Here is a 24,550-nt window from a genome sequence, read left to right as displayed (position 1 = left end):
GTTGTGTCCCTTACTCTGTTTTCTCAGAAGCTGAAGTCTGAATACTCACTGGCATTCCATTTCTTACGCGCTGTAGACCTTGCGTGATGATCGCATCGCCCGTTTCAAGACCAGAATGCACAATCACGCCGCCTTCAACCTGACGACCCATATCGATATTACGACGCTCTGCCACTGGCGCACCCTCGCCTTCAACAAGCACCATCACAAAGTCACCTTCAAGGTCAGTCTGAACAGCGCGGCGCGGAATAGTCACGACGTCGATCTCTTGCTTGTCACGAAGGTTGACACGCACATGTTGTCCCGGCAAAAGTTGCTGATTCGGGTTATCGGCAATCGCACGCATCGCGATAGTCCCGGTATTAAGGTTAATACGGTTACCTAAGAAATCTAGCTTGCCTAAGTGCTCAAACGCCTCACCATTCTCAAGAATAATTTGCACTTCAACACGGTCACTATCACTGCTGCCATCACCTTCAATACGGTCCATACCCAACGCCAAGCGTTCACGTTCGCTAATGCTAAACGATGCATGTACTGGGTCTAGACTTACCAACGTAGTCAATACGCCAGAAGATGGAGATACGAGATCGCCGGTGCTCACTTTGCTGTCGCTGATACGGCCTGCAAACGGCGCTTCAATGCGGGTATGAGAAAGCTGAACATTCGCTGAGTTCAACTGAGCTTTACTCGCTTCAAGCTGTGCCTGAGCACCCAAAAGCGTAGCAGTAAGAGCATCGAATTCAGATTGAGAAATACTGCCTTTCGGAAGCAGGTTTTTACCGCGGTTGAAGTCGAGTTCAGCTTTTTTAAGGTTAGCATTCGCTTGTGCTACCGAGGCTTTCGCACTAGCTACTTGTGCTTCAAAAGAGGAAGGCTCGATGGTGTAGAGCAACTGACCTTTCTCAACCATTTGCCCTTCTTTGAAATGACGGTTTTGAAGGTAGCCTGAGACCTGAGCTGTAATCGCTGTGTCTTCTACGGCTTCAATACGACCAATATAAGACTTGCTTTGTTGGTGAGGAATAACATTAACATCCTGTACAGCTACGAGAGGTAAAGGCGCTTGTTGGGCGTTTTGGGCATCTTGCCCACAGCCGACAAGGATCATAGAGCTGGCCAGAGCGGTCAGGAGTAGCTTTTTACGCATTGGTATACCATCGTTAGTTAAAAATAGAACAGTATAAAATCTACGTAACACAATTGCGACCATTGTCCGAGGAATATCAATTATCACCGGTCAAAATGTTTCAACATGTAAATTGCAACCAGATGCGCATAAATAGCTTACAATTACGCTACATTTTCCCTGAAAATCTTAGGCTTATACTTTTAGTCTGCCGAGATATTGTCTAACATGATGACTCTTCATATCTAAAATATCTCTTATTGATCGTTAAGGTAATGTACATGATTTCAAAATGGGCTAAGCGTTTTTACCAAATGGCCGAATTGGTCGGCTCATGGAGCAAGGATCCTTCGACTCAAGTAGGTGCCGTAATCACCAAGCACAACCGCATTGTTTCTGTTGGCTTTAATGGGTACCCACATGGTGTCTCCGATAGTGCTGACACCGATGCACGTGAGATGAAATACCTGAAGACACTACACGCTGAAGAGAACGCAATTCTGTTCGCCAAGCGAGATCTAGACGGATGTGAAATTTGGGTGACACACTTCCCGTGTCCCAACTGTGCAGCGAAGATCATCCAAACAGGTATTGCTGCCGTTCATTGCCCAGCTCAAAGTGAAGACTTTTTGTCACGTTGGGGCGACAAGATTAAAGTTAGCCAAGATATGTTTGAACAGGCCGGCGTACAAGTAGATTGGTTGCCGGTAGAAGAACTCAATTAACTCAGAACAGAGTTTAATGATTCAGGTTACTCACCAATATTAACAAGCCGATGATTGAACAGCCCTCCAATAGTTGGACACCAATTATTGGAGGGCTTTTTATTATTCATTAAGCAGAGGCTTTTCTGGAAACGCTTGAGCATAGCTTTCCATGAAGTCACGACGAATCTCCTGCTCTATATGGGAGGCTTGTTCTGTCGGACAGAAAATAATGAAATGCACGACTTGTTCTCCCGTGGCTCCACTCGAGACATGAATATGTGGCTCAGGCCCCGGAAGATCTACCCCAGCATGACGTTCAATTACAGCATTGTAACGGCGTGCAACTTCAAAAAAGTGCTCACTGTGCGCTTCAATCTGTTTGAGCAGTCCCGGAAACAAGGGGTACAAGTTGACAAAATCTTTCACCACAATAGAAAAGTCGTGATAAACATAGCGCTTCATAAAGTTGAGGTTCTTTACTGGATAAGTAAAAAACATACTGTTAGGTAGCGTGGCTGTTTTGCCCGTATATTGATATTGTCCGTGGTGCAGGTCAATTTCCTGAATCACGGTTGCCATCATATTGTGTTCAATCACCTGACCACTGATTTTGCCTACTTCGATCCAATCACCAATTCGAAAAGAGCGCGAACTTGCCCTCTGGATTGAACCGGTAAAACAGAGAATAATCTCTTTCGATGCCACAACAATTGCCACCGCAATCGCAGTTAATGACAACGCGAACTCACTGATTTCCGACTGCCAAAGAATAAACAAGATAACCACTAGCAGGGTAAAAGTGCCATTCTTTGTGCGAGACATCCAGTTACGCTGATTTTCAGAGAGAAAAGCAACGTCACCTCTGATTTGAGATAGCGTTATTCGACGAATAATTAAAACAACAGCGATAATTAATGCACTGAACAGGCCTTTGTGTGATAACAAAAAATCGACCACTTGCCACATTTTTTCCATTACAACTTCCTTTGGAATGATGATGACTTAAGCTAATAAAAACGCCCATTATCTGAGCGTTTTTGTTCATAAGACACAGCGCCTTTTAGGCTATCATTTTATTTTTGCCGAAGTAATAAACTCGCCAAAAGTTTCAAACCAAATCACAACCAAAGAGATAAAGCCGTCATTCTTATTCTATTTTTGATATTGAGCCGCGGTATTTTGAGACAACTCTACAATCACTTTAACAGCGAGCTCCATACCCTGAACCGTAATGAACTCGTGAATACCATGGAAGTTGTAACCGCCAGTGAAAATATTCGGGCATGGCAAACCCATAAATGAGAGCCTTGCACCATCCGTACCGCCACGAATTGGTTTTATCATCGGCTCAACGTCACAAGTGATCATCGCCTGTTTTGCTAATTCAATAATATGCTGATGCGGCTCAACCATCTCTTTCATGTTGAAATAGCTATCGGTTAGCACAAGCTCTACGCTACCCTTCTCTAAACGACTATTTAGCTCAGCAACTTTTTGTTGCATGAAGGCTTTACGTTGCTCTACGCCCTCGCGCTCAAAGTCACGAATAATGTAGCCTAACTCTGAGCGCGCGACACCCATCTCCGCAGATTTGAGGTGATAGAAACCTTCATAACCTTCGGTGCATTCCGGTGTCTCTTCCGCTGGCATCATCAATTGAAATTGCGCTGCGATGTTCATCGCATTGACCATCTTTCCTTTCGCTGTGCCTGGGTGAACGTTAACGCCATGACAGATAACATCCGCACTTGACGCGTTAAAGTTCTCAAACTCCAGCTCGCCTACGGGACCACCATCAATGGTGTAAGCCCACTCAGCACCAAACTTTTCTACATTGAACAAGTTTGCACCACGACCGATCTCTTCATCAGGTGTGAAGCCAATGCAAATGTCACCATGTTCCAATTCAGGATTCGCTTTTAGGTAAGCAATCGCTGTAATGATCTCAGCAATACCTGCTTTATTGTCGGCACCAAGCAACGTCGTACCGTCAGTCGTAATGAGATCGTGACCGTGCAATTTGTTGAGGTCTGAGTACTGCTCTGGGTCTAAACACTCGCCATTACTACCAAGTTGTACCACACCACCTTGATAGTCACGTATTAATTGTGGAGCTACATTGGCACCCGATGCATCAGGTGCGGTATCCATATGCGCTACAAAACCAATCGCAGGTACTTGATGGTCAACATTAGACGGTAGTTTTGCCATCAAGTAACCGTTACTGTCTAAGCTAACATCACTCAGCCCTAGTGCAATCAGCTCTTCCTTTAACACCTCTGCAAAGGTCATTTGACCACTGGAGCTTGGGCACTGTGCATTCGAAGGATTAGATTGAGTATCGTAGGTCACGTACTTTAGAAAACGTTCAACTAACTGTTCCATAACTTGTGCTCGCCGCGGTTTTATTGAATTGATTCATCAACATGATTGGGATTCAGGTAGACTAAGACTTGAGAAAAATTGTCTTGAAACTGTTGATGCATGAACGCTCATCTTACGCCTCTAAGGGATATGCGATTTGCTCCAAATCATTTTTCTGCGAAATGAACTGAGTACCCTATACTCTAAACCAGAGGGTTTCGTCAGTTACTTATTGCAAGAGGATGATAAACGGTCGTTTTGTTCGTATTCTACGCCCTCCGCTCTCAGCCTAAAAAAAGAACAAGACGGATGATGATCACAGTTTATCCTTCAAGCAAACTATGTCATACGTTACATGAGGGTTCGATTATGACTATCAATAAGTACTATGTTTTTGCTCCTCAAGCGACTGAGGAACAAGTTAATACGGCATCGACAGACAAAGAATCTCAAAGACTGGAAGCTTTAAGACAGGTTCAACAACAAGGTGGCATGAGTACAGAGGACTAAAGCAGTCTAAAAACTACTCATTCACTTAGATCCGTATCACGCCCTGACTTATCCATGCAGGGCGTTAGTTTCTCAACCTTTTGCCTTGATTCAAATAGCTTTTCTCTAAATTCAATCGCGTAGACTTGTCCCCTCTTACGCTTCATTCAACCACTCTAAACATTGTTAAAAACCGTACCCGAACGTGTTTTTTTATGTTACTACTTTGTATTCCAACTCACGCCACTCGCAATTTATTCTTCGTCAAAATTCTCATCTGCGGTGGACGTATAACAATAGGAATCCAGCAATCAATGGAATATTCAAAGTTAGGAAGCAGCCAAATTCCAGTTTCCCGCATCTGTCTTGGGAGCATGACATGGGGCCTGCAAAATACGCAACTGCAAGCCGACCAACAGATCGAGTATGCACTTAGCCAAAGGATTAACTTTATCGATACCGCTGAAATGTATGCGGTCCCGCCGTCTCCAGAGACTTATGGCAAAACAGAAGAGATTATCGGCGACTGGTTATCACGCAACCCTCAGCGCCGTAGTGAATTGATCATCGCAACCAAGATCGCCGGTGCAGGCCTGCCTTGGGTCCGTGGTGGCGGTCCTATTACTGGAGAAGCGGTAATTGCCGCTGTCGATGCGTCATTGAAGCGACTCAACACCGATTATATCGACCTCTACCAACTACACTGGCCAAACCGCGCAACACCGCATTTCGGTAAGCACTTCCCAGGTCACATTTCGTTTAGTGATATTGATCGCCAAGAACACGAAAACCAAATGCTAGAGATCCTTCAGGCACTAGCAAGCTGCATTAAAGCAGGAAAGATTCGTCACTGCGGTCTGTCTGACGACACAACTTGGGGGATTAATACCTATCTCAAGTTGAGTGAAAAACACGACCTACCACGCATGGTGTCGATTCAAAATGAGTTCAGCTTACTGCACGCAAAAGATTGGCCATATTTGATTGAAAACTGTGTTCATGAAGACGTCGCTTACCTACCATGGTCACCACTGGCAGCAGGTATGCTGAGTGGTAAGTACATTGATGGAGCGCGCCCTGCGGGCAGTCGTTGGACATACATGCAGCGTAAAGGCATTTTCCGTGACACTGAAATCGCTAACTCGGCAGTGAAAGAGTACGTGGAAGTGGCGAAGACCCATGGCTTTACTCCAAGCCAACTTGCTCTAGCATGGTGTAACCAAGTTGATGGTGTTACATCGACGATTATCGGTGCAACGAATCTAGACCAGTTGAAAGAGAACGTGGCGGCGTTCAGTAAGCCTCTGTCGGAAGAAGTGTTAGCTGATATCAACACCGTATTTAGACGCTACCCAGTACCTTACTAATTCGCGGTCACGTCACCCTACGTGGTGACAACAAAGCTAAAATGAAACCGAAAGTGCATCGAGAGGTGCACTTTTCTTTTTAATCTCGCGAGCATTTCACTCTCCCACTTTGTGTTCCCTAACCTTTGCTCTATAATGCGCGGGCTTATATCTAGGATAAAAACATGATTTCAAAAAACCAATTAAAACTCCTTCGCGCCTTAGGTCAAAAGAAGCAACGTAAAGCACACGGCTTGTTCCTTGTTCAAGGAGAAAAGAATGTGCTTGAGCTAATCGACAGCGATCTAGTGGTAAAGAACGTTTTTGCCACAGCCGAATTTCTGTCACAAAACCAAGCAGCACTGAGAGAGTTCGATTGCGTTGAAGCTTCCCTAGATGAGCTAACGAAAGCCAGCACATTGGTGAGCAACAATGCCGCTATTGCAGTTGTTGAGATTCCATCATTCGAACTTCCAAAAGCAAACGGGCTGATGATCGCACTTGATGGTGTCTCTGACCCGGGCAACCTTGGCACCATCATTCGTGTTGCTGACTGGTACGGCATTAAACACATTGTGGCGAGCAGCGATTGTGCTGATCCTTACAACCCAAAAACCATCAGTGCAACAATGGGGAGTTTTGGTCGTGTGCAAGTGAGTCAAACCGATCTACCAAGCTACTTGGAACAAGCGAACCTACCGGTATACGGCGCATTTCTTGAAGGTGAGAGTGTACACCGCACTGAGTTTTCAGCTAACGGTATCCTATTGATGGGTAGCGAATCTCACGGCATTCGTGAAAAAGCGGCTCAATTCGTGACAGACAAGATCACGATTCCAGCTTTTGGTGGTGCAGAGTCTCTTAATGTAGCGATGGCGACCGGGATCATTCTCGACAACATGCGTCGTCAGCACAGTTAACTTAACTCAACGACGTCTCGTATCTCGTATCATGAGATAGTAAAAAGGGTTGGCATTTTCATACCAACCCTCTAAATCATTCTGTTTTCTATTTCTCTAACATACCTAGTTTATCAGGTACACCATTCCACTTCTCAGCTTCATCCATTGCAGGCTTCACTTCCGTCTGCACAGGCCACAGCTCGGCTAATTCTGCATTCAACTCAATGTAGATTTGCTGATCTTCTGGCACTTCGTCCTCTTGGTAGATCGCTTGGGCATCACATTCCGGCACACATAGGCCACAGTCAATACACTCAATTGGATTGATGACCATGAAGTTTGGGCCTTCATGAAATGCGTCTGCGGGACAAACCGCCACACAGTCAGTGTATTTACATTGGATACAGTTATCGCCGACGACAAATGCCATGATGCTCTGCTCTTAAGTTAGTCAAAATTGAGGAATGGGGATAATACTCATCCCAAGACAAAATTCAATATCATCGCAAGGGAATATCATCTCTAATTCGCTTCTGCTTTCAATTTATTATGACAGAGAATTCAATTTCTCGTAAAATGCGCGCCATTGTGAGCGAAGCACTCTCTCAACAACTATGATGAGATCCGCAATGCCAAGCTAAGACACCTATAAAAACGAGACATCTATACATGATACGTTTAACCGAAATTAAACTTCCACTCGACCATGAAGAGCACGAGATCCAAGACGCAATTGAAGCGAAACTGGGTATCACTGCTGATCAGGTTATCTCTTTTAATATCTTTAAACGTGGCTACGATGCTCGTAAGAAAACAAAGATCCTTCTTATCTACACTCTCGATGTCGCTGTAGAAAACGAAGAAGCGCTACTCGAAGAGTTTGTGAGCGACCCTCACGTGAAAGTAACGCCTGACATGGCTTACAAGTTTGTTGCACAAGCGCCTGAAAATCTAACTGAACGCCCTGTCGTTATCGGTTTCGGTCCGTGTGGCCTATTCTCAGCGCTTATCCTAGCGCAAAGCGGCTTCAAGCCTATCGTTGTTGAGCGTGGTAAAGAAGTTCGTGAACGAACTAAAGATACCTTCGGTTTCTGGCGTAAACGTACTCTCAACACAGAATCAAACGTACAGTTTGGTGAAGGTGGTGCAGGTACATTCTCTGACGGTAAGCTATACAGCCAAGTAAAAGATCCAAAACACTACGGTCGTAAAGTTATCGAAGAGTTTGTTGCTGCTGGCGCACCTGAAGAGATCCTATACGTAAGTAAGCCGCACATCGGTACTTTTAAACTGGTGACCATGATCGAAAAAATGCGTGCGAAAATCATCGAACTTGGTGGCGAAATTCGCTTCAGTACACGTGTTGACGACATCCACATGGAAGATGGCCAAATCACAGGTCTGACGCTATCTAACGGCGAAGAGATCAAATCTCGCCACGTTATCCTAGCGGTAGGCCACAGTGCTCGCGATACATTCGAAATGCTGCACGAGCGCGGTGTCTACATGGAAGCGAAGCCATTCTCTGTTGGTTTCCGTATCGAGCACAAACAATCAATGATTGATGAAGCGCGTTTCGGTCCAAATGCAGGTAACCCAATCCTTGGCGCTGCGGACTACAAACTGGTTCACCACTGTAAGAATGGTCGTACCGTTTACAGCTTCTGTATGTGTCCAGGCGGTACTGTGGTTGCCGCAACTTCTGAAGAAGGTCGCGTTGTAACTAACGGCATGAGCCAATACTCACGCGCCGAGCGTAACGCGAACAGCGCTATCGTTGTTGGTATCGACCCAGATCGTGATTACCCAGGTGACCCACTGGCAGGTATCCGCTTCCAACGTGAATTGGAAACTGGCGCATACGTACTAGGTGGTGAAAACTACGATGCCCCAGCACAGAAAATTGGTGACTTCCTGAAAGGTCGCGATCCGAGTGAGTTAGGTGATGTTCAACCATCATTCACGCCGGGTATTCACCTGACAGATATCTCTAAAGCGTTGCCTGATTTCGCAATCGAAGCAATTCGTGAAGCAATCCCAGCGTTCGATAAGAAGATCAAAGGCTTTGCGAGTGCAGATGGTCTACTAACAGGTGTTGAGACTCGTACATCTTCGCCTGTTTGCATCAAGCGTGGTAAAGATTACCAAAGCATCAACCTGAAAGGCTTCTACCCTGCTGGTGAAGGTGCCGGTTACGCAGGCGGTATCTTGTCAGCGGGTATTGATGGTATTAAGGCTGCAGAAGCATTGGCTTTATCTATGGTTGATCAGGCATCTAAAGACAACGCTTAGTCTCCCTATTAACCAATTCGCTGAAAAGGGCTCAATGAGCCCTTTTATTTTTCTAGATTCAGTTAAAATAGAGTCGTTCCATGACTCTACTTTCATAAATACAGAGGCTCCTATGCCATTTTCCAAACTTGGATTAAGCTCCCCAATTGTTAAAGCCGTTAATGCACTCGGCTACGATAAACCGACATCTATCCAAGAAAAAGCAATTCCTATTGTTCTTTCTGGTCGTAACCTTATCGCCGCAGCACAAACCGGTACTGGTAAAACCGCGAGCTTCGTGTTGCCGATTTTGGAGATGTTAAGCAAAGGGACGACTCAGCGTAAAAAACGCATTCGTGCTGTGATCTTAGCGCCAACTCGTGAGCTAGCCGTTCAGGTTGATCGCAACATCAAAAAGTATGCGAAGCACCTTAACCTAACCTCATTGGCAATGTACGGTGGTGTTGAGTACAAGCATCAGAAAGAGCGCCTCATTGAAGGTGTCGATATTTTGGTTGCGACGCCAGGTCGTTTGATCGATATGTACGGTCAAAAAGCGGTGTACTTTGAAGAAGTAGAAGTGTTAGTTCTTGATGAAGCAGACCGCATGCTAGACATGGGCTTCATTGAAGACATCAACAAGATCATCGCACGTCTTCCTCAAGACGTACAAAACTTGCTGTTCTCGGCTACTCTATCGAACCCAGTTAGAGATCTTGCTAAGAGTGCTATTCAAGAAGCGGAAGAGATCTCAATTGCTAAGCATGCCGCATCGAAGGCCAACATTGAGCAGTGGTTAGTTACTGTTGATAAAGACCGTAAATCAGCACTCCTAAGCCATATGATCCAAGAAGGAAACTGGGAACAAGTACTGATCTTCATTGAGACCAAACATGGTGCAGCCAAGTTAGTTTCTCAGTTGGAGAAGCGCGGTATCCACGCTGAGTCTTTCCATAGTGGTCGCAGCCAAGCGATTCGCGAGAAAGTCCTAGCTGACTTCAAAAAAGGGAAAGTAAAGTTCCTTGTAGCAACTGGTGTAGCTGCTCGTGGTATCGATATCGACAACCTGACTCGCGTAGTCAACTACGACCTGCCGTTCCCAGCGGATGACTATGTACACCGCATTGGTCGTACTGGCCGTGCAGATGCTTCAGGTGAAGCGATCTCATTCTTATCAAAAGATGATTTCAAGAACCTATGTATCATTGAAAAGCGCCTCGGTCATTTGATTGAGCGCCGCGTGATTGAAGGCTTTGAGCCGCGTAAGCCTGTGCCGATTTCTGTATTAAACTTCGTGCCTAAACACAAAAGAGAACAACAGAAGTAACGCAATCAGTAAGAAGCGAAGTCATTTGGCTTCGCTTCTGTTTTTCCTTCTAGCGTTGATTTAAGGAAACACTATGATCACTCCAATAGCAGTTAGGCTAACCCGAGGCCAAGACCTCAAACTGTCGATTCAAGAATTGGTTAACCAACACCAAATATCAGCAGGTACCATCGCCTCTTGTGTCGGTTGTGTCTCAGCCATCAGCCTTCGACTCGCCAACGCTGACCAAACTCTACAAATTGACGCGCCATTTGAGATAGTTTCGGTAATGGGAACTCTAACGCCCAACCACCAGCACATTCATATCTCAGTAGCAGACGAGCAAGGAAAGGTCATCGGCGGGCACCTGCTAGAAGGCACACTTATCGCTACCACGGCTGAACTTGTCTTACACACACACCCTGAACTCGCATTTACCCGTGAACATGATGAGTCGACCGGTTATACCGAACTTGTCATCAAATAAAATCGTTACTAAACCATTTTCATCAGGAACCATTATGCCGTCTTCTTCTGCCCAGGGTATTACCAACCCCGATTTCGCTTTAATGCAGAAGATCTCAAAAACCAGCAAAACCGCTGTATCAAAACTATTGGCAAACCAAGTGAGCTAGCCCTTCATTCATGCTTTTGACTATTCAGTCACGGGCACCAAACTACTTCTGTAAGTCGATTAGAGTGGACTTTAATGTACTCAGTTCATCCATAAAATATTGCCATTGAGTGTCGTTACTTGATTGTGCAATGAGCATTAAATACTTCGCTGAAATGGCACTATTCTTCTTCAATTTTTCAGGTAATGTGTCCGGGTAATAAGATTCATTGTTCAGCAGCAATTGCATGATTGTCACCTGAACAAATGGTAAATCGACTTTTTTCTCGACGAGTTCTGATAGTGCTTGATAAGTATTCTTCTGATATTGGTGCCAATCAGGATTTGTATTTACCCACTCGTTAGCCCAATTTTTAATGATGGTATCTTGCTCTGAGTTTATATCTCCGAGCCAGCGCTTCATCCTCTTTCTTAATCGTTCGGAATAAAACTCGCGAGCCGCTTTATCATCCAAGGATAAACGCTCATCATAATATTCCTGTTGCTTCGCTTTAAAGTTTTTCAAAAACTCTTGGTCTTGTTCCGATGACAGCTGCAAGCTTAGTGCATACAGGTCTGGCGAAAACTCAGTCACGATAGCTCGAATATGCGTTCTAATTTCGTTGCCTTGTTGTTGAATAAAATCAGCGGTGATTGATTGCCGTCTTTGTTGCTGAATATTATTGAGTTGCTGAATATACAAAGGAAGCTGAGTAGACTTGTGCCACTGCTGTAAGTCTTGTAGGCGACTCTCTAACTCTGATTCCTGAGCGGAGCTTAAAGGGACGAGGTCTTCAATATACGAGATAATGAACCAATCAATATTGTTGTAGGCAAATTTAGTGGCACACCCAAATGTGGCAAGGCTTGCCAATATAACCGCTAAATATCGATGAACTTTCATACAACCCCTCTGTTCGTAACGTTTACTCACAGACAGTTTAGATTGTTGTGCCCCATTTAGCCTGATTTATAAAGAAATTAAGAGATGTACTTGCCAAGTGCTCTATTTGGGTAAATGCTTAAAATAAAATTAATCGTTGGCAGTGATGATTTTCGTAATTTATTGACTAATAGATAAGCAATCAAGTGTACAAAAAGGTACGTTATTTGCATAAAATCTCGAAGGTCAGTATTTGGGAGGCAATCTATGGCCGCTATTCCTCATTATTCGAGCGAAATAGAATATGAGCTTTGCTATTTTGAAGATGGAAAAATAACCACAGTAAGGATATTAGCGAACAATCGTCAGGAAGCTATGAATTGGTATCTTGGTGAAGGTAAGCATATCAACGATCTCTATTCAATCCGCCCAGATGAATAGAGCTATGTGGAGAGTCTTAACGGCACTTTGAACCAAAGTGCCGTTAAGGCGTTACAATACTATGGCGTTCGAATTACTTGAGGATTCGAGCTCGGAACTGTCTTCCCTTCATCTTTCCAGATTCAATCTTACGTAACGCTTTCTTTGCTACTGACTTTTCAACTGCAACATAGGCACGCATTGGGAAAAGGTTAATCTTACCGACCGACTTACCTTCGATACCACCTTGACCTGTCAATGCACCCAAGATATCGCCTGCACGTAACTTCGCTTTTTTACCGCCGTCGATCTGAATCGTCACCATGTTTGAGTAGTATGGCTTCGCGACTGGCTTAGCTGGCAGATCAGATGGCTCAATCGGCATATCCATGTACTCGTCGATTTGAGCAACACGATACATCTCTTTCTCACTGAAGAAGCTACAAGCAACACCCTTACTACCTGCACGGCCAGTACGCCCAATACGGTGTACGTGTACTTCAGGGTCGCGTGACAATTCGAAGTTGAACACCGCGTCTAGGTTATCGACATCCAGACCACGAGCTGCGACGTCTGTTGCCACTAAGATCGAGATACTCTTGTTTGAGAATTGAACCAGTGCTTGATCACGTTCACGCTGCTCCATGTCACCATGTAGCTCAATCACACTGAAACCGCGATGTGCTAGTTCATCTGTTACGTTCTGAACTTCTTTCTTAGTGTTACAAAATACAACCGCTGACTCTGGCTGATGATGAAGTAACAATAACTCGAGAGCATCGTCACGCGCTTCTGTACCCTCTAATTTATAGAAATGTTGCTGAATGCTTGAATGATCGTGTGTCGACTCGACTTTCACCATCTCAGGGTTATTCATAATACGATCAGCAATAGACTTGATCTGTTTTGGGAACGTCGCACTAAAGAGTAAGGTTTGACGCTGTTTCGGCGCTGCATCAATCACTGCGTCAATTGCATCTTGGAAACCCATTTCTAACATGCGATCAGCTTCATCTAGAACCAAGGTATTCAGCTCAGATAGATCGATACGACCACGCTCAAGGTGATCAAGAATACGACCAGGTGTACCGACAAGAATGTGAGCACCATGCTCCAGAGAGCCAATTTGAGGTCCCATTGGCATACCACCACAAAGCGTCAGTACTTTGATGTTATGGATACCACGAGCCAGTGTGCGAATCTCTTTCGCCACTTGATCAGCCAATTCACGTGTTGGGCATAGCACCAGTGATTGAACACGGAAACGCTTAACACGAAGGTTTTGTAGCACACCTAAACCAAAGGCGGCGGTTTTGCCTGAACCCGTTTTACCTTGGCCGATGACATCTTTACCACCAAGAATAGAAGGCAAGCTCAGTGCTTGGATCGGTGTCATTTCGGTATACCCCAACGAATCCAGAGTTTGAATAAGTTCTGGTTTTAGGGCAATTGAAGAGAATTTTGCAGTGGTCACAGGACAATTCCAGCTAATGAAAAACAGAGTGCATTATGAGTGTTTTGAGAAAATATTCCACTCAATAGTAGCCGTTGTTAATTTACTGGCCAATAAAGAGGGTGAACGTACTTAAATTCTAGCACCCTCCCCCTTCCATAAAGCTTATCGCGCTTCTGGATACTAAAAAGTAACGAAAAAGCCAGCTTTGAGCGCTGGCTTAGTATACGACGTCAGTTTCAGTCTATGGCACACCGTGACCTTTCGATGCTACCCAAACTCGATACCACTGTTCTCTTGTCAATTCGATGCTCAACGCATCAATCGCCGTTTGGACACGCTCAATTTTTCCTGAGCCGATAATAGGTAGTGGTTTTGATGGTAGGCGACGAACCCACGCATAAATCACTTGATCGATACTTGCTGCACCAACCTCTTTGCGAATTGCTTCCAGTTCATTCCGAACTCGAACTGCTTGCTCGCTCTTACCTGTAAACAGTTCACCACCAGCAAGGCAAGACCAAGCCATTGGACGAACACGGTTCATCTGAAGTTGATCGAGTGTACCGTCATGAGCCACTTCGAAGTTAAGTGGATTGATCTCTACCTGATTGGTCACCAAGTGCTTACCAAGGCGCGATTGCAAAAGCTCGAACTGACGAGGGGTGAAATTAGACACTCCAAAGTGTTTCACTTTACCAATTTTATAAAGCTCGTTGAACGCTTCTGCCACTTCATCGGCATCCATCAGTACATCGGGTCTATGGATAAGAAGGACATCAATTTCATCAACGCCTAGACGCTCCAAAGAGTTGTTCACTGACTGATAAATATGCTGAGCACTGGTGTCGTAGTGATTGATCTTACGATCGGGAGTATGGCCTCCACACAAATTAATGTCGCATTTAGTGACGATCTGAATTTGTTCACGCACGCTTGGGTCTAAAGCCAGCGCTTCACCGAACAACTTCTCACACTGGTAACCACCATAAATGTCTGCATGGTCAACCGTTGTTATTCCGAGATCGATATGCTGCTTAAGGAAGGTAAGACGCTGCTGTGGAGTCATGCCCCATTCGGCCAAACGCCAATATCCTTGAACCAGCTCAGAAAAGTCTGGACCTTGTGGCGCAATTGTTACTTTTGTAACCATAGGTTATCTCCTATATCAGTAATAACCGTATCCTATGCTTATTTAATTATAGCCTCAAATTAATAAAGACTTTGCCGATATGACCCACTACAAAAATGTGAGCTTGTTACAAAAACTTCGTTAAAAAGCGATAGAACTGTTTATCGCTTAAGCCTGCTTTTTGTGAGTTCGATGACGATCTCTTGATCTCGATGGCTCATCATCACAACCGCCGATGCATTGCCCGGCCAATACCAAATCATGGATTTGTTGTCTAACATCGAATTCGATGATGGCGCGACGTTAAGGAACGTCACCAATGCGTGATCGACACTGTGTGGACTATTTCCTTGCTCATGGGCCAGCTCAAGCTCCTTCAACACATCGAAGGTAACACCGTCGATGGTGGCGGACTTAAGTTGTAAACCATCTTTACGCAAATAAAGTTGCGCCTTGGTATCATTTAGCTGAGTCTTAGGGAAAGAGAGTCTGGTAGAAAAGACCTTTCCTTCCATCAACTCAAGTTCAACGAATACTTTTAGATCATAGTAGTTCGTCTCATCACTGCACAACAAAGTCCCCTCGACTTCACCACAATCAAACAACTCAGCATCGTGCATCAAGCTTGTTGCGTCTGGAGCGCTAGGGTCACTATTAAATACAGTTCGAAACCACCAGGACTCACCAGCCAGTGTTACATGACTATAGAGAAGTGAGAAAGAGAGACAAAAAATTGAAATGAGTTTCACGGAGAACTCCTTATCTAAGATTCCCCCAATTATACGTTGCTAAGGGTTAACTATGTACTAAACACAGAGAAGCACAACGCTATTCGTTCGCTCCTTCGGCTTCAGCCAATGCAAACTTAATCTCATCAGAAGAGAAACCTTTACGAGTGAGCATAGCGTATGCCTTGGCTCTCTCTTTATGATCACTCACATCATAGGATTTCTTTTGCAGTTGTTCTAAACAGCTCGAATAGAAATCTAACTGATCCTCATTGACCAGCCTGTCGACAAGTTCGGTGATGCCACTAGTATCTATTTGACGCTGCTTAAGTTCTTGCTTAATCGCTGTTAGACCTTTGCCTTTACGAGCATACTTCAACACCTCCTTTTCCAAATCCGCCTTTTCCGCCTTTATCTGAATGTTGGTTTTCAGGTTCGAGCTATTCGGGTGTTGGTCGATGGCGATCTTAACTTGTTGATAGCTAAATCCACGCTTTTGCAAAGTCGATACTAGCTTCTCACGGCTCATGTTGAAGTCACTGTAGTAATTGTTGATTCGATCATTGAGTAGCGATTGTTCGTCAATATTCTTGTCACTCTTAACCTTATTGATCGCATCGTAAATATCGGAGTCTTTCAGTCCTTTCTTCTTTAGCTTTTCAACAATGTAGGCTGAGCCGAATTCACCGAAAAACGACTGCTCAACAAACTGCTGAGCGAAGTCTTGATTTGATTTCAGATACCCAAAGTTACGCAGCCTTTGAAGCACTTCGTCGATCCACTCTTGATTATCCGTTTTAACCTTCAACTTTGAGACAAGCTCATGCTCTGTCATGTCTCTCTGAGTAAGATGCCACATCGCAGAGTTCATGACACTCTCAATGCGTGTCGCTTTTCTGATTCGAGGTTTTTGCTCTGAATTGTCCATGTCGCCGTTCTTTACTGATTCAATCTACGGCTATCATACCGAAGTTTTTGGCCTAACAGTCATTTATCGTCTGGCACTCACAATCAAAAAAATAGACGCCAACTTAGGCGCCTATGGTGATTTTCATTTTCAACCGCTCGATCTAGCTCTGCTCATGATTATAAATATGCACATCGCGTTGAGGGAATGGAATGGTAATGCCTTCCTCATCGAATCGTTTCTTGACAGTTTCTGTCACATCCCAGTACACATCCCAGTAGTCGTCGGTTTTTACCCAAGGTCTAACTACAAAATCCACTGATGAGGTGTTGAGTGTATGCAATTTGATCATATGCTCTGGTTTTTTCAGTACTTTAGGGTGATTGATGATGATGTCATTCAACACCGATTTCGCTTTATCGATATCATCGGAATAGCCAATCCCGAAGACCATATCTACACGACGCACACGTTCTGCTGTGATGTTATTGATCACATCACCCCAAATTTTATTATTCGGAATCACTAAGCGCTGATTATCAATGGTCTGAACTGTGGTCGACACTAGGCTCATGTCTTTTACTGTGCCTTGCACTCCGGCCACTTTCACCATATCGCCGACGTCATAAGGGCGATAGATAAGAATCATCAACCCAGAAGCGAAGTTAGAGAGTGTGTCTTGCAATGCAAAGCCGATAATCACACCTGCAACACCAAAACCGGTTAACAAGGGGGCAAGTTCGATACCAATTTGAGATAGCGCAATCAGCAAGCCAATGAAGACAACCGCTTTGGACGCGATTGAGACAAAGAAATCTTGCATCAAGACACTGAAGTCCATCTTTGAGTGAGAGACGCTCTTTCTCACTGTTTTTCTAGCTAACTTGGCAAGTAAACTCGTCGCGTAAAGAATCCCCAAGAACAGCGCAAGCTTCACCACAAACGATGGAGTATTCTCAAACGCCCATGAACCAAAGTTTCTTACCCAACCTTCTAGCAATTCACGAGCAACACTCCATTCCAACACATCCGCGTTAATATCACCGGTCGTCGCTAATAGTACTCGTTTGAACGACGTAACATCGACCCCATAAGGTTCCATGAGCGAGATGGTTTCTTCGAGACTCGCCACCATCACACTAGTCCGCTCACTAAATCGCTCTAGCTCGCTATTGATAGTTGTCTTCTCGTCCGCGCTAACGAATCCAAGACGTTTTTCCAAATCTTGGCGTTGCGTATCCGTGTACAAAATAGCATTGGTTAGATATTCAGACCGAACAATGAGCGCGTTTTTCAACTTCTCTTTCGACGCCGTTACATCAATTCCACGCTCGCTCGACCAAGTCAGTGTTTTGGCGAGTTGACGATAGTAGTCATCCATCATTCCGATACGCTTCTGAACGACTAATTCTATACTCTTTTTCTCCTCGCCCTCTGTGGTTCGATTCTGCTTACTCAAAGTTACGATCTTGGCTTCATTCATTTCGAGCAGTTGCTCCAGCATCGCCACTTGCTGCCCAAGAACCTTGTCCACCAACTCTTTGTTATCCGAAGACAACTGACTAAAAAGTTCATCACGTAATGCCTGGTTCTTGCGTCTCAATATATCTTCTAAAAACGGCTTCTCTGCCTCATGAGCAGACTGCAGTTCCGTTAACTCCACCATTAACTGGTCTTGAGTTTCTGATATTTTCTCGATGCTTTCTGCAAAACTCACAGACGTTACCAGAGCCAGCACCAACAATAGATATCGCCAAAAAATTATCATCCTTAACCTCTAATAAAGATCGAAAACCACTTTTAAGAGTAGTGAAAAGAACATAGATAACAATTATTTAAATGGAATTAATTCAAATATCATTCAGAATTACTAGAGAGTTCAATAATTTGAGAGTTTCAATCTAAGCAGATGATCTGTAGAGTAGCGCCCAGCAAAAAAACGTGACTCTATGACAAGCTATAATAGAAGTCGCTAAACAGTAAAATAACGAGTAATGAAGATGAACAACGAACTTGAAATTATTGATTCTTTGGAAGAGCTAGAGAAGTTTCTAATCGACGTAGAATCTGGCGGTCTGGGCCTAGAAGGTGTTGAAGGCGTAGGTATGGCAACTAACAACTCTGACGGTCGTCACTTCGTTGCTGCGTTCAACAGCAGCCACCAAGTTCTGTTTGCTCGCTGGATCACTGATGATGTCTACGAAACGGGCAAAGATTTAGTGCGCAACGGACCACGCCGAGCTCACTAAATTAAACGTTTAGAGCCAGCCTAAGGGTTGGCTTTTCTATCCCCCCTCGATAAATTCTCTCTTCAAAACCATCGTTTTTTCAGTCAAATACCCTATCCATTCAACTTGTTACATTTGTTCTACGCGTTAAACACGATTATGACTTGTCGAGTGTTCATTTATTCACTACCCTTGTTCACTCAATTTTATAATGTGCAGGACTCTCCTCTGTCTGTTTTACCTAACTATCATCAAACCCAGCAGCGCTCCCTTTGGGCTTTAATGCTAACCGGGTTAGTCATCATGACTTGCTTGGCGTTTGGTCTATCTCAAGGTAAATCATTCTCTAAGCCTGTACTTTCAATGGCTGATTCAGCTCAAGCTCCGTCATCTGTTGAATCCACCTCAGAGATGCAGTCGCTGTTCAACAATGTATTTGGACCTGAGGCTTCTAAGTCTTTAACTTCTCCCGATAAGAGCAGTTGTAGTCAGTCCAAAAGCCTACCTTCTTTTTCAGCGCCACTGACTGGCTGGGTTCTGCCCCTCACTTTCTTACTTGTTATTGCACTCGTTAGTGCGCCAAGATCATCTCGAATCCCAGCGAATCATGATCGAACTGCAAGAACAGTTAAAAACCGTATTCATTTAGAGCACTGTATATTTAGAGAGTAGATAGAGGGCCTCTCACCCTTTTTATTTACTTTTTGGAGATACATTTGTGTACAACACACGAACCCATAGCGTTGCTGCACGTTTAGCAACCCTCACTCGTACATGCGTAAAATTTCTGACTACGTTGTTAGTACTGCTGCCTATGCTGGCTTCTGCTCAAAGCACAGGCTGGATAAGCGCACCTGAGCATCCACCCGTAAAAATGCGGATGATGTCGACAGGTGAACAATCTAATGACGGCAAAATCATTCAAACCGTCCTCGATGTCGAACTGTCTGGAGACTGGAAAACCTATTGGCGTAGCCCTGGTGAGGGTGGTATTCCGCCAAGTTGGGACTGGTCAGAGTCCAGCAATATTGAGTCTGTCGAATGGCATTGGCCGATTCCGAAATATTACGAACAATTAGGCGTGATGACGCTCGGGTATAAAAAGCACGTCAGCTTCCCTGTAACACTGGCGCTAAAAGATCCGAATCTACCTGCGCTGTTTCGTGCCAACCTGACGTTCCCATCGTGCACGACCATTTGTGTACTTCACGACTATGCGATCGAGTTGCCAATAGATGGTCAATCACTCGCACTTGATGAGCAAGCCATGTTCTTGTTTAACCAAGGCATGAGTCGCTCACCTAAATCTGCTTATCACGTATCTAACGAACAACTTTTCTGGGACAAAGCCAATCAGCAGCTAGTTGTTCAACTCGACAACGATCAAGCTTGGGATAAGCCACAAGTCTTGATTGACGGTGAGTCTGTCATTGATGATTTCTTCGCTCAACCTGCTGTGTACATAACAGACAACACTCTAACCGCAGTGTTTGATGTTTCTAACTGGTTAGGCGAAGTCGACCTAACTGAGCGAATTGTTAACGTAACCGTTGCAGATACCAGCTTCGCAGAAGAGTTGTCAGCTCGCGTGGGAGCCCAACCTATAGTGTATGAAAATACCATTCAGGGCTTCTGGGTTATGGTCGGCTTTGCGCTGATTGGGGGCTTGATTCTTAATATTATGCCTTGTGTTCTGCCCGTGCTTGGCATGAAGCTCAATAGCATTGTCCAGAACCAAGGTGCGCCTAACAAGCACATCCGACTATCCTTTATCGCATCGGCTTCAGGCGTCATCACATCATTTGCGATTCTCGCCACTGGAATGACGCTACTCAAACTGGGGGGCAATGCCGTTGGTTGGGGTATTCAGTTCCAGAGTGTTTGGTTTATCGCTTTGATGCTGACGATTACATTGTTGTTCTCACTCAATCTACTCGGCTTATTCGAAGTCAGACTGCCATCGCGCATGAACACTTGGATGGCGACCCAAGGGGACAACTCGCATTTCGGTCACTTTGTGCAAGGCATGTTTGCGACCTTGTTAGCGACACCTTGTAGTGCGCCGTTTTTAGGAACTGCCGTCGCTTATGCGCTTGGTGCGAGCTACATTGAACTGTGGGCAATCTTCTTAGCCTTGGGCTTGGGTATGAGTTCTCCGTGGCTACTGTTCGCGCTGTTCCCAAGCCTAACCAAGTTGCTGCCAAAACCGGGCAATTGGATGAATCACGTCAAGCTTCTGTTTGGCTTAATGATGTTTATGACCAGTCTTTGGTTAGCAAGTCTGCTCAAGCCATTTATCGGGTTGTTTCCGACCATTGTGCTCTGCACGACTATTTTCATCGCAGTGCTGATCTGGGTAGGAATTAAGCTCGGACGCAAAGTAATGGTGCCCTTAATTGCGATCACGACCATACTGTCTGGCGTCGGCTTGATTGCCGGAAGCGTGACGGCTGAACACTGGAGAACACCTATTGTTGACGATCTTGCTTGGCAGCCACTGGATGCTAAGCAGATTCCAAAGCTAGTCGCTCAAGGGAAAACCGTGTTTGTTGATGTCACAGCTGATTGGTGTATCACCTGTAAGGCCAATAAAGTCGGCGTGATTTTACAAGACCCTGTCTACCCTCACCTACAGCAACCAAACATAGTATTAATGAAAGGAGACTGGACCACACCAAGCGAAAGTGTGACGGGATACTTACAAAGCAATGGGCGTTACGGCGTTCCATTCAATATTGTATATGGACCGAAGGTTCCAACAGGTATACCACTGCCAGTTATTTTGAATGGGGATACTGTGGTTCAAGCGATTAACACTGCGAGGTAATCATCATGACTAAATCAAACCAATCCAAGCAGGGTGATCAAACTGAAAATAATGAGCAGAAATGCCTAGGTCAGCGCATCAAGCGTTGGTCAAAAGAGCTGCTTTCGATCTTGCTGATTGTCGGCGTGATCTCGGCGGCAATGGACTTCTATCGGTCACAATCCATGCCTCAAGGTGACGCTATTGCTATGGTCGGTACATCGATTCAAGGAGAAGAGATCGACTTGATAGAGTTGAGTAAACAGGGAGAGCCAGTGATCGTCTATTTTTGGGCAACCTGGTGTGGTGCTTGTAAGTTCGTCAGCCCGAGTGTCAATTGGTTAGCTAAATCTCGCAATGTCGTCTCGGTCTCTCTGTCTTCAGGTCCTGATGAGCGTGTCTCTCGTTACTTGCAAGCCAAGGACTACAGCTTCGATGTGCTCAACGACACCAGCGGGCAAATTGGCCGTGACTGGGCGATCAGTGTTACACCGACCATCGCCATCATAAAAGATGGAGAGATCAAAAGTATTACAACAGGTGTCACTACACCGATAGGTATTTGGCTGCGTGCTGCTTTGGCATAAATCAACCAAACCGATAACAACGCCACTCTTGCTAAACTGAGGAGTGGCCTCAAAAAAGAGAATCAATAATGAAGAAACAACTACTGGCTAGCATCGTTCTGAGTGCTCTGTTTTCAACGACGGCACTGGCAGCACTTAGCCCTCAGCAAGAGCAACAACTGGAAGAGATCAATACCTTTTTAAAAGATAACCCAGAAACAATTGCGGGCCTGCACACTAGCCTACAACAGTACTTAGCAAGTAAAGAGCAAGCAGAGAAGGCACAAGCAGATAGTCAAGAATGGCTCTACAATAATCCGGCTCACCCGATTATGGGTAATCCAGAGAGCAAAAACATCATCATCAACTTTACTGACTACAACTGTCCTTACTGCAAGCGATTAGAGAAAGCGCTTGGACAACTGGTAGAAGAGGAGAAGGACCTTAAAGTCATCAACGTTTACGTGTCGTTCAAGCAACAAAAGCTCGACAAGATAGAAACCAACTCTGCACTCTATGCGATGAACGTTTGGCAACAAAAGCCCAAAGCATACACCGAAGTTCATGACCTGCTTGTGGCAAAGAGCGGCCTGCATACTACCCGCTCTTTAGAAGCAGTAGCGAAACGCACAGGCACTGAAGAGTTGCTGAAGTCGACACCGGATCTTGATTCGGCTCTGGCCTCCAATCATCAGATATTTTCAGCGTTGGGCTTAACGGGTACACCAACAATGATCATTAATGGGCAATTCCTTCCGGGATACATGCCTTATGACAAGCTTAAAGACGTCGTAGACCAAGCGTTTTAAGCAGGCATAAAAATGGAAGCAAATCCCGCTTCCATTTTTCGTCATCTCAATGCAATCAAAGTGGTTTCAAAGTGTCATCATTAGTCCACATAAATTTCACTTACAACGACTAACTTAAAGGGTGTTGAGACAAAGAGCTCAACACACATGCCTACTCTATGGCCACTGTCCTTTAACCGAGCGCTGCTCGGTTTTTTTTCTGCTTGGTGTACGCTTTCTATCTAACAGAGTAAACGAGCAACCAGAGCACCCGGCTCCCTTAGAGCATCAACATTGTAGCTCAATACATGCCCTTTCGAAGGTGATAGGTAGCGGCGGCATTCATTGCCGAACGCATCGTATTGAATCGCTAACAAGTCACCTGCGACAACCTGTTGTAACAGAGAAACTTGAGGCAATACAAAGCCACCAATATCTGCACGAATAGAGACGACGCTGTCACCTGCAACCCAATCGATATCCGGTAAGGCTGCAACGTCACGATTCTCGCTCAACATATCGTAGTAGCTGAGTATGTTGAACACGCCATCTACAGCACGCTGAATCATCTCTGGTTGAGTCACTTTACCCATGCCCACTTCAACAGTGATACTTGGAATGCCACTGCGGTTCCAAACCGTTTCCAAAATACCTGGATCACCCGGGTCGTTCAGAACACAATCCGGTTTCATTAGGCGCGCCATTTCAACACACTGATCAATACGATAGTCAGCAAATACGTACAATGGGTAGACTGCACCGCGGGTTTGAGTGTGAAGATCAACAGCAAACGTCGCATTATGTTTGAGTAGATGCTCCCACAATGACGCAACAAATCGTTCAGCCGCCAAGCCATGTGCGTCACCGGGGAATAAACGATTCAAATTGGCAGGGCACGACCCCGGGTCCGATGACACGAAGTCGCGACTATGATTCAGCAGGCCCGGTAAGTTGACCGTTGGCACGATTGTTACCGTTCCTTTCAACCCCTTCCCTATCAATTCTCGAATAATCTGTTGTGCCGCGAGCACGCCATTCAGTTCGTCGCCATGAATCCCCGCGGTTATCATCAACTTTGGCCCTTCCTGGCTCCCTTTGAAAACAGACACTGGCATGTTTTTAGGCTGACCGAGTCCATCACTGGTCACTTGAAACCAAAACTGATGCTCTCCAACCGGGAGATCATCAACATTAAGAGAGGTAATTACCTGTCTTCCTTGTAACACATCTCCTAAGTACTCTGTTTTCATTCGGTTTCCCCGCTGTTACGCCTAATTAATCCATTTACTACAGTCTGAATCATAACCTAATCGATCCGCAGAACAACCCTTAATTCTGTGAATGAATTGAGCTATAACAATAAGTTACCTATAGCGTCGATCGCCACCTTAGATGCGAATCACACGTCAAAATCCTTGATGAATAATCGACTAACCGTGCACGGACAAAAATAGAAATGAAATAAAAATGCAATGAAATTAATAACTAACGAAAAGTTCCCTATTCACGAAA

Annotated in this window: 24 protein-coding genes; 13 read left to right on the top strand and 11 right to left on the bottom strand. The window is 44.9% G+C overall.

The window, feature by feature from the left end:
• Nucleotides 1-10 precede the first annotated feature (10 nt).
• On the bottom strand, nt 11-1,150 hold the full coding sequence (locus AC6I7V_RS18590) for an efflux RND transporter periplasmic adaptor subunit (RefSeq protein ID WP_498011850.1): 1,140 nt from the start codon (nt 1,148-1,150) through the stop codon (nt 11-13).
• Nucleotides 1,151-1,410: 260 nt separating this feature from the next.
• On the opposite strand from AC6I7V_RS18590, the gene AC6I7V_RS18585 reads away from it, so the two are divergent.
• The gene (locus tag AC6I7V_RS18585) at nt 1,411-1,854 is read left to right on the top strand and encodes a dCMP deaminase family protein (protein WP_255232053.1); all 444 of its coding nucleotides are present in this window, start codon (nt 1,411-1,413) and stop codon (nt 1,852-1,854) included.
• Nucleotides 1,855-1,956: 102 nt separating this feature from the next.
• Here the strand turns inward: AC6I7V_RS18585 and AC6I7V_RS18580 are convergent, their stop codons facing one another.
• Complete coding sequence (locus tag AC6I7V_RS18580) at nt 1,957-2,811, bottom strand: mechanosensitive ion channel family protein (RefSeq protein ID WP_498011849.1); 855 nt, start codon at nt 2,809-2,811, stop codon at nt 1,957-1,959.
• Between the two features lie 177 nt (nt 2,812-2,988).
• Nucleotides 2,989-4,221, bottom strand: coding sequence for a peptidase T (gene pepT, locus AC6I7V_RS18575; protein WP_498011848.1), 1,233 nt, complete (start codon nt 4,219-4,221; stop codon nt 2,989-2,991).
• Between the two features lie 348 nt (nt 4,222-4,569).
• On the opposite strand from pepT, the gene AC6I7V_RS18570 reads away from it, so the two are divergent.
• The 3 genes from AC6I7V_RS18570 (at nt 4,570) to AC6I7V_RS18560 (ending at nt 6,955) form a co-directional block, all read left to right on the top strand.
• Nucleotides 4,570-4,710 (top strand): hypothetical protein, encoded by a 141-nt coding sequence (locus AC6I7V_RS18570; protein WP_255232056.1) that lies wholly within the window; start codon nt 4,570-4,572, stop codon nt 4,708-4,710.
• 353 nt (nt 4,711-5,063) lie between these two features.
• Nucleotides 5,064-6,056 carry an aldo/keto reductase gene (locus tag AC6I7V_RS18565; protein ID WP_498012374.1) on the top strand — a complete coding sequence of 331 codons (993 nt, stop codon included), beginning with the start codon at nt 5,064-5,066 and terminating at the stop codon, nt 6,054-6,056.
• A gap of 164 nt (nt 6,057-6,220) precedes the next feature.
• Complete coding sequence (locus AC6I7V_RS18560; protein WP_255232058.1) at nt 6,221-6,955, top strand: RNA methyltransferase; 735 nt, start codon at nt 6,221-6,223, stop codon at nt 6,953-6,955.
• Between the two features lie 88 nt (nt 6,956-7,043).
• Here AC6I7V_RS18560 and fdxA read toward each other — a convergent pair whose 3' ends face one another.
• Nucleotides 7,044-7,367 carry a ferredoxin FdxA gene (fdxA, locus tag AC6I7V_RS18555; protein WP_239839702.1) on the bottom strand — a complete coding sequence of 108 codons (324 nt, stop codon included), beginning with the start codon at nt 7,365-7,367 and terminating at the stop codon, nt 7,044-7,046.
• A gap of 239 nt (nt 7,368-7,606) precedes the next feature.
• On the opposite strand from fdxA, the gene AC6I7V_RS18550 reads away from it, so the two are divergent.
• The 3 genes from AC6I7V_RS18550 (at nt 7,607) to AC6I7V_RS18540 (ending at nt 11,001) form a co-directional block, all read left to right on the top strand.
• Nucleotides 7,607-9,229 (top strand): NAD(P)/FAD-dependent oxidoreductase, encoded by a 1,623-nt coding sequence (locus tag AC6I7V_RS18550; protein ID WP_255232059.1) that lies wholly within the window; start codon nt 7,607-7,609, stop codon nt 9,227-9,229.
• Between the two features lie 112 nt (nt 9,230-9,341).
• Nucleotides 9,342-10,535 carry a DEAD/DEAH box helicase gene (locus AC6I7V_RS18545; RefSeq protein WP_498011847.1) on the top strand — a complete coding sequence of 398 codons (1,194 nt, stop codon included), beginning with the start codon at nt 9,342-9,344 and terminating at the stop codon, nt 10,533-10,535.
• A gap of 73 nt (nt 10,536-10,608) precedes the next feature.
• Nucleotides 10,609-11,001: a PPC domain-containing DNA-binding protein gene (locus AC6I7V_RS18540; protein WP_498011846.1), complete on the top strand. Its 393-nt coding sequence runs from the start codon at nt 10,609-10,611 to the stop codon at nt 10,999-11,001.
• Nucleotides 11,002-11,191: 190 nt separating this feature from the next.
• Here AC6I7V_RS18540 and AC6I7V_RS18535 read toward each other — a convergent pair whose 3' ends face one another.
• Entirely contained in the window at nt 11,192-12,031 is an 840-nt protein-coding gene (locus AC6I7V_RS18535; protein WP_498011845.1) for a DUF6279 family lipoprotein, read from the bottom strand.
• 246 nt (nt 12,032-12,277) lie between these two features.
• Here AC6I7V_RS18535 and AC6I7V_RS18530 point away from each other — a divergent pair, with 246 nt between their 5' ends.
• A complete protein-coding gene (locus AC6I7V_RS18530) occupies nt 12,278-12,451 on the top strand; it encodes a hypothetical protein (RefSeq protein WP_032550409.1) in 174 nt (57 codons plus the stop codon).
• Nucleotides 12,452-12,524: 73 nt separating this feature from the next.
• Here the strand turns inward: AC6I7V_RS18530 and dbpA are convergent, their stop codons facing one another.
• The 5 genes from dbpA to AC6I7V_RS18505 all read right to left on the bottom strand — a co-directional run bounded on the left by dbpA (nt 12,525) and on the right by AC6I7V_RS18505 (nt 18,418).
• Nucleotides 12,525-13,904 (bottom strand): ATP-dependent RNA helicase DbpA, encoded by a 1,380-nt coding sequence (gene dbpA, locus AC6I7V_RS18525; protein ID WP_255232063.1) that lies wholly within the window; start codon nt 13,902-13,904, stop codon nt 12,525-12,527.
• A 223-nt stretch (nt 13,905-14,127) separates the two neighbouring features.
• Entirely contained in the window at nt 14,128-15,036 is a 909-nt protein-coding gene (locus AC6I7V_RS18520; protein WP_498011844.1) for an aldo/keto reductase, read from the bottom strand.
• Nucleotides 15,037-15,176: 140 nt separating this feature from the next.
• Nucleotides 15,177-15,764 (bottom strand): hypothetical protein, encoded by a 588-nt coding sequence (locus AC6I7V_RS18515; RefSeq protein WP_498011843.1) that lies wholly within the window; start codon nt 15,762-15,764, stop codon nt 15,177-15,179.
• A 79-nt stretch (nt 15,765-15,843) separates the two neighbouring features.
• Complete coding sequence (locus AC6I7V_RS18510; protein ID WP_498011842.1) at nt 15,844-16,671, bottom strand: recombinase A; 828 nt, start codon at nt 16,669-16,671, stop codon at nt 15,844-15,846.
• Between the two features lie 142 nt (nt 16,672-16,813).
• Nucleotides 16,814-18,418: a mechanosensitive ion channel family protein gene (locus tag AC6I7V_RS18505; protein ID WP_498011841.1), complete on the bottom strand. Its 1,605-nt coding sequence runs from the start codon at nt 18,416-18,418 to the stop codon at nt 16,814-16,816.
• Nucleotides 18,419-18,650: 232 nt separating this feature from the next.
• Between AC6I7V_RS18505 and AC6I7V_RS18500 the strand changes: the two genes are divergently transcribed.
• The 5 genes from AC6I7V_RS18500 (at nt 18,651) to AC6I7V_RS18480 (ending at nt 23,059) form a co-directional block, all read left to right on the top strand.
• The gene (locus AC6I7V_RS18500; protein ID WP_255232068.1) at nt 18,651-18,899 is read left to right on the top strand and encodes a hypothetical protein; all 249 of its coding nucleotides are present in this window, start codon (nt 18,651-18,653) and stop codon (nt 18,897-18,899) included.
• Between the two features lie 261 nt (nt 18,900-19,160).
• Nucleotides 19,161-19,550, top strand: a complete 390-nt coding sequence (locus tag AC6I7V_RS18495) for a hypothetical protein (protein WP_498011840.1) — start codon at nt 19,161-19,163, stop codon at nt 19,548-19,550.
• Between the two features lie 142 nt (nt 19,551-19,692).
• A complete protein-coding gene (locus AC6I7V_RS18490; RefSeq protein WP_498012373.1) occupies nt 19,693-21,705 on the top strand; it encodes a protein-disulfide reductase DsbD family protein in 2,013 nt (670 codons plus the stop codon).
• 5 nt (nt 21,706-21,710) lie between these two features.
• Nucleotides 21,711-22,271 carry a protein disulfide oxidoreductase gene (locus tag AC6I7V_RS18485; protein WP_498011839.1) on the top strand — a complete coding sequence of 187 codons (561 nt, stop codon included), beginning with the start codon at nt 21,711-21,713 and terminating at the stop codon, nt 22,269-22,271.
• Between the two features lie 68 nt (nt 22,272-22,339).
• Nucleotides 22,340-23,059 (top strand): DsbA family protein, encoded by a 720-nt coding sequence (locus AC6I7V_RS18480; RefSeq protein ID WP_255232071.1) that lies wholly within the window; start codon nt 22,340-22,342, stop codon nt 23,057-23,059.
• Nucleotides 23,060-23,280: 221 nt separating this feature from the next.
• Here the strand turns inward: AC6I7V_RS18480 and AC6I7V_RS18475 are convergent, their stop codons facing one another.
• Nucleotides 23,281-24,288 (bottom strand): succinylglutamate desuccinylase/aspartoacylase family protein, encoded by a 1,008-nt coding sequence (locus AC6I7V_RS18475; RefSeq protein WP_255232072.1) that lies wholly within the window; start codon nt 24,286-24,288, stop codon nt 23,281-23,283.
• Between the last annotated feature and the right edge of the window lie 262 nt (nt 24,289-24,550).

The sequence above is a fragment of the Vibrio sp. KUL70 genome (genome assembly GCF_059725515.1).
The sequence above is the reverse complement of the archived record's forward strand: the minus strand, read 5'-3'. Positions and strand labels throughout refer to the sequence as shown.